The organism is Candidatus Accumulibacter similis (assembly GCA_013347225.1).
GTDB lineage: Bacteria > Pseudomonadota > Gammaproteobacteria > Burkholderiales > Rhodocyclaceae > Accumulibacter > Accumulibacter similis.
On sequence record CP054595.1, the window covers coordinates 1,092,569 to 1,105,590 of the forward strand.

Here is a 13,022-nt window from a genome sequence, read left to right on the forward strand (position 1 = left end):
CGCATCGCGTAAAGGGGCCGATTCTAACATCAGAGCAGCAGGAAGACCTCGAACTCGACCCGGCGCCAGGGATTGGGGTCCTGCCGCAATCTTGACACGCGCGCGTCGAGCCGCTCGCCGGCGTCGAGGGCGCGGGCGACGGCGCGGTTCTCGGCGCGTGGAACGTAACCGAGCTGGTGACCGTTCCAGCCCACGCGCACCGCGTTGCGGTCGTGCCGGTTGTCGGCTTCGCGCACCAGCGTCAGCCGGTCACCGATCCGGATCTGCGACCACAGCGCGCTGGCAGCGTAGTACTGGCTGCCGGCCAGCGGCGAACTCTGCACCAGGACGCGGACTGCTTCACGGCCGTGCGCCGGCGGTGCGAGCAGAAGCAGGGCGAGGGTGAGCCGAAGGACCCGCTCAAGGCGCCGAAAAGGCATCGCGGATCCACTCGATGGCGGTGGTCGACAGCCCGTCGAGCAGGATGCAGTCGAAGCGGCAGTCGCATTCGCCGCCGCTGCGCGTGGCCAGATACTGCTCGGCAGCGAGGACGATTCGCCGCTGCTTGGCGCGGGTGATGCTGGCACCGGCTCCGCCGTAGCTGGCGTTGCGGCGCAGCCGCACTTCGACGAAGACCAGTGCCTGCCCATCGCCGCAGATCAGGTCGACCTCGCCACCACGGCAGCGGAAGTTGCGCTGCAGAACGCTCAGTCCGCGTGCCGCGAGGAAGCGTGCCGCCAGTTCTTCGGCCACTTGGCCGGCCTTGGCCGGGTTCCCGGCGGGCCCGGGCGTGTTATCTTTGCCGTTCACCTGCCAGCCGACCCCGATGACGAACGAATCAGCCGCATTATATTTGGTACCGACGCCACTGGGCCATCTCGGCGACATGACGCAGCGCGCGCTCGACGTCCTGCGCCAGGTACCGTGGGTGGCCGCCGAGGACACGCGGCACACGGCGCCACTGCTGCGCCACTACGGCTGCAGCGCGCGCCTGCTCGCGGCGCATCAGCACAACGAGGAGGCTGCGGCACAACGGGTCGTCGCGCTGCTCGCTGCCGGCGAATCGGTGGCGCTCGTGGTCGATGCCGGGACACCCGGCATCTCCGACCCGGGAGCCCGGCTGGTGGCGCGCGTGCGCGCCGCCGGCCAGCGAATCGTACCGCTGCCGGGACCCTGCGCCGCGATCGTCGCGCTCTCGGCCGCTGGTCTGAGCGAAGCGCATTTCCTCTTCTACGGCTTCCTGCCGAGCAAATCCGGGCAGCGAGCCGAAGCGCTGCGCGAACTCGCCGGGCTGCCGTACGCACTGGTCTTCTACGAAGCGCCGCACCGCATTGTCGAAGCGGTCGCCGCGCTGCTCGAGGCCTTCGGCCCGCAGCGCACGCTGTTGCTCGCGCGCGAGCTGACGAAGCTGTTCGAGAGCATCCATGCCTGCAGTCTGGGCGAGGCGCAGGAGTGGCTGCTGGCGGACGCCAATCGCCAGCGCGGCGAGTTCGTGCTGATCGTTTCGGGTGCGCCGGCGGTGGTCGCGAGCGCCGAAGGCGGGCGGGTGCTGCGACTGCTGCTCGACGACGGGCTGCCGCCGAGCCAGGCGGCACGGCTGGCGCACGCGATCACGGGCGCCGGCAGGAAAGCCCTCTATCAGGAAGCTTTGCGCTGGCACGAGGCGGCCACTTCCACCAGGCAGTCATAGAAGGTCGCGCCTCCTCCCATGTCGGTCAGCGCCTGGCTGGTCACCTCGTTGCAGTTGCGCCCGTCGGGTGACAGCTTCCGCCACCAGATCGAGGTGGCGACGACGACGCCCGCTCGCGCGCGGTCGCTGACGACGGCTCGGGCGGCGAACTCGCCGCGATGGTTGAAGATGCGTACCGGGTCGCCGTGGGCAATCGCCCTCTGCGCGGCGTCGCCGGGATTGATGAGGATGGCCGGCGACTTCTCCTGCTCGAGGAAGCGCTGCGAGTTGGCAAAGCTGGTGTTGAGGAAGTTGCGTGCCGGCGGCGTCAGCAGGGCCAGCGGGAATTCCTCTGCGAGAGGGCTGTGCCGCCATTCGCGGGGTGCGATGAAGGCGGGCAGGGGGTCGAGTCCCTGGTCTGCGAGCATCTGGCTGTAAAACTCGCACTTGCCCGACGGCGTCGGGAAACCGCCGTCGGCGAACGGCGCGTAGCGCTGCGGCAGGTTGAGGCGAGCGTGCCCGTCGTGTGCGAGCTTCTCCCACGACAGGCCGGCGAGGCGTGGATCGTTCCAGTCGAAAGCCTGGCGGCAGAGTTCCTCGTCGCTGTCGGCGAAGCACGGCTCGGTGAACCCCATCCGCGATGCCAGGCGACGGAAGAGTTCGGTGTTCGGCAGCGCCTCGCCGAGCGGGGCGATCGCCGGTTGGTTGACCTGGATGTACAGGTGGCCGTAGGACTTGTGGATGTCGAGCTGTTCCATGTGGCTGGTGGCCGGCAGCAGGATGTCGGCGTAGTCGGCGGTGTCGGTCTGAAAGAGGTCGTGCACGACGGTGAACAGGTCGCTGCGGGAAAACCCGCGCACCACCTCGCCCGACTGCGGGGCGACTGCCAGCGGGTTGCTGTTGTAGACGAAGATCGCCTGGATTGGCGGCCGTGCGTGCAGCAGGTCGTGGCCGATGGTGCTCATGTTGATGACGCGTGGTGTCGGTTGTGGCATCAGGTCGGGTCGTTCGAGCGCCGCCGTGTTCACCGGGTAATTGCCCGAGGTGGACAGCAGCACACCGCCGGCGGGGTCGCGCCAGGCACCGGTGAGCGCCGGCAGGCAGGCGATCGTGCGCAGCGCCATGCCGCCGCCGGCGGTACGGTTGATGCCGTAGTTGGTGCGGATTGCCGTCGGCCGCGTGCTGCCGTAGGCGTGCGCGAGTTCCTCGACGATGCGCTCGTCGATGCCGCAGATCGCCGCCACGTGCGCCGGCGGATAGGCGCGCACACGCTCGGCGAGCGCCGCGAAACCGAGCGTGTGGCGGGCGATGTATTCGTGGTCGAGAAGATCGTCGCGGATCAGCACGTGCATCAGGCCGAGCGCCAGCGCGCTGTCGGTGCCAGGCAGCAGCGCGATGTGCTGGTCGCAGCGGTCGGCAGTGATCGTCCGGCAGGGGTCGATGGCGATCAGGCAGGCACCGCGCCGCCTGGCTTCCTGTGCCAGGCGCCAGAAATGCAGGTTGGAGACGACGCTGTTGCTTCCCCAGAGAAGGATCAGCCGCGAATCGACGACGTTCTCGGCGTCGAAGCCGATGCTCGCACCGATCGTCGCGCGGTAGCCCATGGCACCGGCACTGGCGCAGATCGTCCGGTCGAGCTGTGCGGCGCCGAGACGGTGGAAGAAACGGCGGTCGAGCGAACCATAGCCGAGCAGCCCCGAGTTGCCGGCATAACTGTAGGGGACGATCGCCTCCGGGCCATGGCTGGCAACGATGCTGCGGAAACGGTCGGCGATGGTCTTCAGTGCCTCGTCCCAACCGATCCGTTCGAAGCGTGCCCCAGGCCCCTTCGCACCCACGCGGCGCAGCGGGTAGAGCAGACGTTGCGGGTGGTGGATGCGCTCGGGGTAGTACGCCACCTTGGTACACAGCACGCCGGCGGTCGGCGGGTGATCGGTCGCACCGGCGACCTTCAGCACCCGGCCCTCGCCGACGGTGACTTCGAGTGCGCAGGTGTCCGGGCAATCATGCGGGCAGGCGCCACGAATGGTGTGGCTGACGGCGTCTTCGGCAGCGGGTTGGGCCATGGTCAGGTTTCCGGCAAAGGAGAGAACGGCAACGCCGACACGATAGCAGTTTGCCGGCCGCGTGGGCACCGTTCGCAAGGCAGCGGCCGCTTGCAGTGCAGTTGTTCGGTGCGCCGCTCAGTGGCCGACCGAGGATGCCGGCAGCGGGCAGGACGGGCATACCATTGCGTGCTGCATTGCAGCATAATATGGCCTGTGGGCGAGTCCCTGGCGGGCGGCTGTGCGGATTGCGCGGCATCGTCCGGCACCGCCGCCGAACATCATTGCGCGCATCATGCGGAGGACGATCATGCATTTCGAAACACCTCTGGAGTACCTCGAAAGTCGAACCTACGACGAGATCAACATCGGTGACACTTCCTCGCTGATCCGCACCTTGCGCCCCGAGGACGTCAAGCTGTTCAGCCTGATGTCTGGTGACATGAACCCGGCGCTGGCGACGGCCGAGTTCCGTCACAGCGGCCTGTTCCGCGATTTCATCGCGCACGGCATGTGGAGCGCCTCGCTGCTGTCGACGACGATCGGCACGCAGTTCCCGGGGCCCGGAACGATCCTCATCGAATCGACGCTGCGTTTCGCCCGCCCGGTGACGATCGGCGACACGCTGACGGTGACGGTGACGGTGCGACAGAAATTCGATCACAACCATCACATCATTCTCGATTGCGCCTGTTTCAACCAGGACAACATGCTCGTCGTCTCGGGCAGCGCCGAGGTGCTGGCGCCGGCCGAGAAGATCCGGACGAAGCGCGTGGCGATGCCGGAAATCACCATCTCCGACAAGTACGCACGCCTGCAGGCACTGGTCCAGCGTGCCGAGGGCCTGGCGGCGATCGACATGGCGGTGGTGCATCCCTGCGACCGCGAGTCGCTCAAGGGCGCCCTGCTGGCCGCCGAGGCGCGACTGATCGAGCCGATCCTGGTCGGACCGGAGCAGAAGATTCGGGCGGTGGCCGAGGAGAACGGCTTCGATCTGGCGCAGCACCGGATCGTCAACGTCAAGCACAGCCACGAAGCAGCGGCGATGGCGGTGACGCTGATCCGCAGCGGCGACGCCGAGGCACTGATGAAGGGCAGCCTGCACACCGACGAGCTGATGGCCGAGGTGATCTCGCGCAGCGCCGGCCTGCGCACCGAGCGCCGCATCAGCCATGTCTTCCTGATGGACGTGCCGACCTATCCGCGGCCGATCATGATCACCGATGCGGCAATCAACATCGCGCCGACGCTGCAGGACAAGGTCGACATCATCCAGAACGCGATCGAGTTGGCGCACATCATCGGCACGCCCGAGCCCAAGGTGGCGATCCTGTCGGCAGTGGAAACCGTCAGCCCGAAGATCCAGTCGACGCTCGATGCTGCCGCGCTGTGCAAGATGGCCGACCGCGGGCAGATCAGGGGCGGCGTGCTGGATGGGCCACTGGCCTTCGACAACGCCATCTCGCTGGTCGCTGCCAAGACCAAGGGAATCACCTCGGCGGTCGCCGGCCGCGCCGACATCCTCGTCGTGCCCGACCTCGAATCGGGCAACATGATCGCCAAACAGCTCGAGTATCTGGCCAACGCGCTCAGCTCCGGCATCGTCCTCGGTGCGCGCGTGCCAATCGTCCTCACCAGTCGTGCCGATACAGCCGAGACCCGCATTGCCTCCTGCGTCATTGCCTCGCTGATCGCGCATGCCAATCGCGAGCGCCAGAAGCCGGCCTGAGCACGCCTGCCGTCGGCTTCGCGCACCCCATCCGGCGCGGGGCCGGCGGCAGAAAGGATTCCTGGTGCCTGCCCGTGGTTCCAAGACGGTGATTCCACGAACTTTCCTGCGCGCGGCCTGTGCGGTTGTGGATAACTACATTTAGTAATTTTCTTGCTGAATGACACTAGATGTAGTAGCTTTGCATCCGTGACGCCGCGGTCTGGGAAGCACGGCCGTGCCCCCTGATGATGAGCCGGGGGCGGCGTTCGATGCAACGACACCGTATCGCAAGAGTCAATGGGAACAGCAGCATCTGCAGGATCCATCGCCAACCACACAACCAAGGGACAGAAACCATGAGCCAGCTTACCTACCAGTTACCCCTGTCGGCGATCGCCGAGGCGCCGGCGATCGTGCCGCTCGCCGAGCAGGAGATTTCGGGCGAGGTGCTGGTCGAAAAGTACGCCAAGGGCAGCGAGACCAGCGTGCACGACGTGCGCCGGCGGGTCGCCTGCGCGCTCGCAGCCAACGAGGAGGAGAAACAGCGCGCGCACTGGGAGGCGCGCTTCCTGTGGGCGCAGGAGAACGGTTTCGTCCCCGCCGGGCGGATCAACTCGGCCGCCGGCACGACGCTCGCGGCGACGCTGATCAACTGCTTCGTGCAGCCGATCGGTGACTCGGTGGTCGAGATCGTCGACGGCAGGCCGGGCATCTACAGCGCCCTTGCCGAAGCCGCCGAGACCATGCGCCGCGGCGGCGGTGTCGGCTACGACTTCTCGTCGATCCGGCCGATCGGTGCCCTGGTCAAGGGAACGCAGTCGCGCGCCTCGGGGCCGGTGTCGTACATGCGCGTCTTCGACCGCTCGTGCGAGACCGTCGAATCGGCCGGCGCCCGGCGCGGTGCGCAGATGGGCGTGCTGCGCTGCGACCACCCGGACATCGAGGTCTTCATCCACGCCAAGGATCATGGTGACCTGAGCAACTTCAACGTCTCGATCGCCGTCACCGACGCTTTCATGCAGGCCGTCGAAGCCGACACGGAGGTCGAGCTGACGCATCGCGCCGAACCGAGTCCGGACATGAAGCGCGCCGGCGCCTTCCAGCGCGAAGACGGCATCTGGGTTTACCGGCGCGTGCGCGCACGCGACCTGTGGGACCAGGTGATGAAATCCACCTACGATCATGCCGAGCCGGGAATCCTCTTTCTCGACCGCATGAACAAGGACAACAACCTCTACTACTGCGAAGTCATCGAGGCCACCAACCCCTGCGCCGAGCAGCCGCTGCCGCCCTACGGCTGCTGCTGCCTCGGCTCGATCAACCTGACGCTGTTCGTCAGGTCGCCTTTCACGATCGACGCCGAGTTCGACTTCGAAGCCTTCGGCGAGGTCGTCAAGCTGTCCACGCGCATGCTCGACAATGTGCTCGACGTCACCGCCTGGCCGCTCGAGCGGCAGCGTGAGGAAGCGGCCAACAAGCGTCGCGTCGGCCTCGGCTTCACCGGCCTCGGCGACACGCTGTGCATGCTGCGCCTGCGCTACGATCGTCCGGAAGCAATGGCCATGGGCGCCCGCATTTCGGAGTTCATGCGCGATACCGCCTACCTGGCTTCGGTCGAACTGGCCAAGGAGCGCGGCGCCTTCCCGCTCTTCAATGCCGAACTCTACCTCTCTGGTGGCAACTTTGCCTCGCACCTGCCGGCCGACATCAAGAGCGAAATCCGCAGGCACGGACTGCGCAACTCGCACCTGCTGTCGATCGCGCCGACCGGCACCATCTCGCTGGCTTTTGCCGACAATGCCTCGAACGGCATCGAACCACCGTTCTCCTGGACCTACAGCCGCAAGAAGCGTATGGCCGATGGCACCCTCAAGGAATACGCCGTCGAGGACTACGCCTGGCGGCTCTACAGGCATCTCGGTGGCGATGTCGAGAAGCTGCCCGATTACTTCGTCACCGCGCTCGAAATCTCGGCCAAGGCACACAAGGACATGGTTGCGGCGGTGGCACCGTACATCGACACCTCGATCTCGAAGACCGTCAACGTGCCGGCCGACTATCCCTACGAAGAGTTCCAGGATCTCTATTTCGCCGCCTGGAAATCGGGCCTCAAGGGGCTCGCCACCTATCGCCCGAACGCCGTCCTTGGCTCGGTGCTCTCGGTCGAGTCGCAGAAGCAGGTCGAAGACCGCAAGCAGCCGCAGGACTTCGAGATTGGCGATGCCAACCGCCGGCTGACGATCAAGACATTGCCGGCACCGGTGCTCGCCAGCCTGCGCTGGCCGAACCGCCCGAACATGCTGGAGGGCAACATGGCCTGGACCTACATGATCGAGCACACGCACGGCAAGTTCGCCCTCTTTGTCGGCCAGATCGAGCAGGATGGCCGCCATTGGCCATTCGAAGCCTGGGTCAACGGGCCCGAGCAGCCGCGCGGTCTTGGCGCCGTCGCCAAGACCCTGTCGATGGACATGCGCGCCAATGATCATGGCTGGCTGGCGCTGAAGCTCGAATCGCTGGCCAGGACCGCCGGCGACGAGGGCTTCGAGATGCCGTTTCCGCCGCATGGCGAAAGGAAGCGCATGCCCTCGGTGGTCGCCGCGATGGCCCAGTTGATCCAGTTCCGCGTCGACCGGCTCGACTCGTTCAGGCACGAAGGGCCGACGCCGGTGCTCGACGCCATGTTCAGCCGCAAGGAACCGAAGACCGGCACCGACGGCACGCTGTCATGGACCGTCGATGTCTTCAACCCGGCGACTGGCGAGGATTTCGTCCTCGGCCTGAAGGAAATCACCCTGCCGGACGGCGTCACGCGGCCCTACTCGGTGTGGCTGTCGGGCAACTATCCGCGCGCCCTCGACGGGCTGACGAAACTCCTGTCCTTCGACATGCGCGTCATCGACCCGGCATGGATCGGCATGAAGCTGCGCAAGCTGCTCGACTATCCCGAGCCGCTCGGCGACTTCATGGCCTTCATCCCCGGGACCCGTCGCCAGACGAACTACCCGTCGACGGTGGCCTACCTCGCGCAGTTGATCATCCACCGCTATGCGATGCTCGGCATCCTCGACGAGAACGGTTTGCCGCTGCAGCAGATGGGCATCCTGCAGAACCCGGCTGGCAGCAGCAACGCACAGCCCACTGCCGGCAAGCTCTGCAGCGAGTGCGGCAACATGACGATGATCCGCAAGGATGGCTGCGACTTCTGCACCGCCTGCGGCGCGGTCGGCAGTTGCGGCTAATGGCGTGATGCACCCGGTCCCGGAAGAATCCCTCCACCCTCTTGAACCAAGAGGTCGAGCGGAGTGCGGTGTGAGCAGGAGAAGGCGAATGGGCAGGTCGATCACCCTGGAAGTCGTCGCGAGAACGCTGAAGGGAATCACGATCCCCACCGGGCCGCCGGTTCTGGTACAGATCCACAGCGAACTGAAGAACAACGACCCTGATGCGCAGGTGGTCGCGCTTGATGGCTGGCGACCTGGGTCTCTGTGCCACGGTCCTGAAGAAGGTGAATTCGCCCTTCTTCGGTCTGAGCGGAAGGATCGGCTCCACCGCACAGGCGGTCAACCAGCTGGGACTGGCGGCCACGGTGCAGATCGTTACCAGTCTGGCGCTGAAGGCCGTTTTCGGTGACAGGGCGGCTTCGCTGGAGCGCTTCTGCGACAGTTGAAAAGGCGGCCCGCATGTCCCGGCACATCGCCTCGGCGATCCGCCACGGACCCACGGGGCGACGCCTACCGTTGCGGGCTGTTTCACGATGTCGGTATTGCGATCCTGATGGAGAAGTTCCCGGATTGTCGGCAGACGCTGCCCGGGTTGAAGGCACCGGTTGCCGGATGTCGCGGTTACAGCACCGAGTCCGTCTGCCGGCCACAGCAAGCCGGCCGCCGGCATTCCCCATCAGCGTGATGCGCTGTCTGTCAGCAACGGTTCCTTGACGGCCTGTCGGTAGGCCCTGACACGCAACGCCACATCTTCAGTTCGTGTCACTGGAGAAGAAGTACGAGAGACGCTCCCTGGGTTTCAACCAGTGCAATATGTCTGCCGGAACGCTTGCCGGTGGCAGCGCCGCTTCGACCCTGAGTTCGGGAACTTCGGCGAGGTTGACAGTTGGCGCGTCCTGCTTCTCGAATTCCGGGTTGTAGATGAGGATGGTTGGGCGCAGGCTTTCCTTCCCCGGGGCGACGACCAACCCGTGCGATTCGTCGCTGAGACGGACAATGGTGCCCGGGGGGTACACACCGAGCAACTTGATGAGCATGCTCAGCAGGCGTTGATCGAACTTGGCCGACTCGACCCGGAACAGGCGGGCCAAAGCCGCTGTTGGCATCAACGCATCCCGTTCGGGTGACTCCGGCGCACACAGGCGGTCATAGCGATTGACGAGTGCCCCGATGCGTGCGGCCAAGCCGGGGTTGCGCTTCCCCGTCGGCCAGCCACTGCCATCCAGGTATTCATGATGGTCGGCGATGATTGACAGGGCAGACTGGCCAAACGCACCGGACACTTCCGCGACTTCGACACCATAGGCGCCATGTCGTCGACAGAACTCCTCCTCGTACTTGGTGCGGTTCTTGGCTCTGAGGATGTGCGTCGGGATTCTTGCCTTGCCAATGTCGTGGGCCAGTGTTCCCAGCGCCAATTCGGCGAGTTGGCCCTCATCGAGCCCCGCAACCCTTCCCAGCAACACCGACAGGGTCATGACGTTGAGCGCGTGGAACTGTGGTCCTTCGTCTCCCTTGTCACCAATCAGACGAAGCACAACTTCCTGACCGTGGGCAATCCGTTTGGCGATGTCTTCCGACAGATCAAGCAGCTTCGCACCGGCCTGCTTCGGGGAGTGCGTCATCTGAATCATCGCTTCACGCGTCACACGGGCTGCGCTTTCCCAGGCCCGCTCGGCACGGGCGGCGACCTCCTGCTGCGTGCGCCTGCGATCCTCCTTCCGCTGTTTCTCGCGGGCGATTTCCGCACACCAGTCCTTGCCGGAAAGGTCGTCGGACGGATCGTCGGACACCTTGCCTGCGCCTGGAGCAGCTTCTGAACGGAGTCCTTCTGCTGCAACGTCCGGTTCCCCTGACATGCCGGTCGGCACATCGCAAGCCGTCAGCGGCAAGGGAACGGCGGTGCTTTTCTCCGGGAGGTAATACAGCTTTCCTTGAACGGGACTGGCATGAATGGCGGCAATCTGCTGGACGTTGCTGACCTTGAATCGGTTGCAGAGAAATGGATGTTCGCTCCAGGGCAGATCGAGCCAGACATACAAGCCGACGACGACCTGGGATGGGTGGATGGCAACGGGTCTTTCGGAATTGTTCGACATCTTGCTGTCGCCAGAAGGGGTAAGGCGAGCGTAGCACCGGTAATAGCATGCCGCAAGGCAATCGCCCTGCCGGCGCCCGGGCAAACCCCATCACGCACCGTGAGTCGAGCCTGGGCAAGGGCCCACGGCGTGCTTGCACTGCGCAGATGGTCGATGACCTGGCGGAGGTTGCGATCGAGATGGCGCATCGTTCCGGCGATGCTGGTCTTGCCGGTCGCCGTGCCGCTCGGGCCACTGAGGCGACTCAGGCCGTTGGTCGCTTCGCCTTGGCGGCTTTCTGGCGCATCTCCTGGGCATCCTTCAGGCAGTGGCGCGCAACCGTTGCGCAGCTGCCACATTCGCTGGCGACTCCGAGATCACGTCGCAGGTCGTTCAACGTCCGTGCTCCACGCCGGGCGGCCTCGTGAATCTGCTCCTCGGTGACCGCCATGCAGACGCAGACGTACACGATCTCTCTCCAGGAATGACCGAGCGGGCGGCAAGGCCGGCCGCCGCGGCTGCGTTCGCCTGCCGACCGCTCAGTCGTCGCCGGGGTCCATGAAAACCTGCAGGTAGTTCTGCAGGGTGACCCGGTCAATCAGCGCGTGCTGCGTCTCGAGCCAGTCGATGGCTTCCTCGCAATGTTGCAGCAGTTCTTCGAGCAGGTCGCGGCTGACGAAGTCCTGCAGTTCTTCGCACAGGGCGATGCTCTCGACCAGGAGCGGACGGTGGATTTCGCGTTCGTGCCGCAGGTCGCCCTGCAGGCACTCGACGACGTTTTCACCGATCAGCAGCTTGCCCAGGTTCTGCAGGTTGGGCAACCCCTCGAGGAACAGGATGCGGTCGATCACCCGGTCCGCTTCCTTCATGACGCGCAGCGACTGCCGGTAGCGGTAGTCGTTGAGCTTCTCGAGGCCCCAGTGGCGGAAAACGCGGGCGTGCAGGAAGTACTGGTTGATCGCCGTCAGTTCGTTCTTCAGCACCTTGTTCAGGGCAGCGACGATTCTCCTGTCCATTTTCATCGCAGCCCCTCGTCAGGCCGTCCTGCCAGAGTCGATCTGGCTCTGTTGATAGTTCTGCAGGCTGACCAGTTCGATCAGCCGCAGTTGTTTTTCGAGGTAGTAGGCGTGGTCCATCTCGGTGTCGTCGAGCTGCACGGCGAGCATGTCGCGCGTTACGTAGTCCTGCGCCTTCTCGCAGATGGCGATGGCTTTCTTCAACTCGGCGACGACGTGGAATTCGTAGTCCAGATCCGCCTGCAGCATTTCCGGGACCGTCTTGCCGATGGTCAGCGCACTGCGCCTGCTCATGTCGGGAGTTCCTTCGAGAAACAGGATCCGCTGCATGATCGCCTGTGCGTGCTGGCGCTCGTGCTCGGACTCGTGCAACGCCCTTTCGGCCAACCGCTGGAAGCCCATGTCGGAATACATTTCACCGTGGATGAGGTACTGGTCGACGGCGGACAGTTCGCCGGCGAGGAGGTCGTTCAGCAGCTTGATGATCTTTGCGTCGCCTTTCATGAAACCCTCCGGGAGCCGGCGGTGCCGGTTCAAGTGTTTGGCTGGGGCAAGCGGAAAGGTGTTGCGGCGACCGGCGTCATGTCGCTTCGTCTCCTGCTCCGGCCGTAGTGGACAGCGTTCTTCCCTGCCGGTTCAGTATCTTCGGCGAGCTGCCGCGCAAGTGAGTGCCCGCAGGCGGTCGACGCAGGGCCAGGCAGCAAGGCTTTGGCGGGCTCTCCGGGAGCCGCACGGACGACGGCAAAGCCGCCGTCCTGTGGCTGCGCGGTCTCAGACCTGCCGACGCCGGAACGTACCGAGACCGGTGAGCGCCATGCCGACCAAGGCCAGCGACAACGGCTCGGCGACCAGGCGCTGCGCGGTAACCTCGGTGAATACGACGCGCAAGCCAGTGGGTCCGAGACCGTTGAACATCTGGAAATCGAGGTCGTTCACATTCGGCAGCAAGAGGCCCGCGGCGCCGATGAGAGTCACAGCATTCGTTTCGTTGTCATGTGAGGACTCCGGGAAAGGTGCATGCCGATCAACAGCATCAGGAATGGCCGTCTGGTCGTGCCGTGCGACGGCCGTGATCGACACTGTCCTCGACGTGTCCTGATACACGACCGCCGGATGGCTGCGCTGTCCTCCTGGCGAAGCGGCGGCAGATTGCCATGCTGGCCGGGTGAGCCCTCCAACCGCAGGCTGCCGGTCGCCAGATCTGCCCCGTGAACGCTTCGCCAAGCACGAAGGTATCGGATTGGCGGCCGGCGGTCTGCCACCAGACGGCCGGGCCGTTCGCGTGATCCATCCGGGGCAG

Annotated in this window: 12 protein-coding genes; 4 read left to right on the forward strand and 8 right to left on the reverse strand. The window is 65.3% G+C overall.

Features of this window, described 5'->3' with window-relative positions; translation table 11 throughout:
• Positions 1-29: 29 nt before the first annotated feature.
• Positions 30-419, reverse strand: a complete 390-nt coding sequence (locus HT579_04990) for an HIRAN protein (protein ID QKS28345.1) — start codon at positions 417-419, stop codon at positions 30-32.
• Positions 400-867, reverse strand: a complete 468-nt coding sequence (locus HT579_04995) for a YraN family protein (GenBank protein ID QKS28346.1) — start codon at positions 865-867, stop codon at positions 400-402. Before HT579_04995 ends, HT579_04990 begins: the two co-directional genes overlap by 20 nt.
• Here HT579_04995 and rsmI point away from each other — a divergent pair.
• On the forward strand, positions 806-1,669 hold the full coding sequence (gene rsmI, locus HT579_05000; protein ID QKS28347.1) for a 16S rRNA (cytidine(1402)-2'-O)-methyltransferase: 864 nt from the start codon (positions 806-808) through the stop codon (positions 1,667-1,669). The genes HT579_04995 and rsmI overlap by 62 nt on opposite strands.
• Here rsmI and HT579_05005 read toward each other — a convergent pair.
• Positions 1,618-3,714, reverse strand: a complete 2,097-nt coding sequence (locus HT579_05005; protein QKS28348.1) for a molybdopterin oxidoreductase family protein — start codon at positions 3,712-3,714, stop codon at positions 1,618-1,620. The genes rsmI and HT579_05005 overlap by 52 nt on opposite strands.
• Positions 3,715-4,003: 289 nt before the next feature.
• On the opposite strand from HT579_05005, the gene HT579_05010 reads away from it, so the two are divergent.
• From HT579_05010 to HT579_05020, 3 genes are all read left to right on the forward strand, one after another.
• Positions 4,004-5,422, forward strand: coding sequence for a bifunctional enoyl-CoA hydratase/phosphate acetyltransferase (locus HT579_05010; protein QKS28349.1), 1,419 nt, complete (start codon positions 4,004-4,006; stop codon positions 5,420-5,422).
• Positions 5,423-5,760: 338 nt separating this feature from the next.
• A complete protein-coding gene (locus tag HT579_05015) occupies positions 5,761-8,646 on the forward strand; it encodes an adenosylcobalamin-dependent ribonucleoside-diphosphate reductase (protein ID QKS28350.1) in 2,886 nt (961 codons plus the stop codon).
• A gap of 224 nt (positions 8,647-8,870) precedes the next feature.
• Positions 8,871-9,074 (forward strand): HDOD domain-containing protein, encoded by a 204-nt coding sequence (locus tag HT579_05020; GenBank protein QKS28351.1) that lies wholly within the window; start codon positions 8,871-8,873, stop codon positions 9,072-9,074.
• Positions 9,075-9,380: 306 nt separating this feature from the next.
• Here HT579_05020 and HT579_05025 read toward each other — a convergent pair whose 3' ends face one another.
• The 5 genes from HT579_05025 to HT579_05045 all read right to left on the reverse strand — a co-directional run bounded on the left by HT579_05025 (position 9,381) and on the right by HT579_05045 (position 12,802).
• Complete coding sequence (locus HT579_05025; protein QKS28352.1) at positions 9,381-10,670, reverse strand: DUF3391 domain-containing protein; 1,290 nt, start codon at positions 10,668-10,670, stop codon at positions 9,381-9,383.
• Between the two features lie 301 nt (positions 10,671-10,971).
• Positions 10,972-11,175: a (2Fe-2S)-binding protein gene (locus tag HT579_05030; protein QKS28353.1), complete on the reverse strand. Its 204-nt coding sequence runs from the start codon at positions 11,173-11,175 to the stop codon at positions 10,972-10,974.
• A gap of 70 nt (positions 11,176-11,245) precedes the next feature.
• Positions 11,246-11,728 (reverse strand): bacterioferritin, encoded by a 483-nt coding sequence (gene bfr / locus HT579_05035; protein ID QKS28354.1) that lies wholly within the window; start codon positions 11,726-11,728, stop codon positions 11,246-11,248.
• Between the two features lie 12 nt (positions 11,729-11,740).
• Positions 11,741-12,226 (reverse strand): bacterioferritin, encoded by a 486-nt coding sequence (gene bfr, locus HT579_05040; GenBank protein QKS28355.1) that lies wholly within the window; start codon positions 12,224-12,226, stop codon positions 11,741-11,743.
• A gap of 267 nt (positions 12,227-12,493) precedes the next feature.
• Entirely contained in the window at positions 12,494-12,802 is a 309-nt protein-coding gene (locus HT579_05045; protein QKS28356.1) for a hypothetical protein, read from the reverse strand.
• Positions 12,803-13,022: the final 220 nt, after the last annotated feature.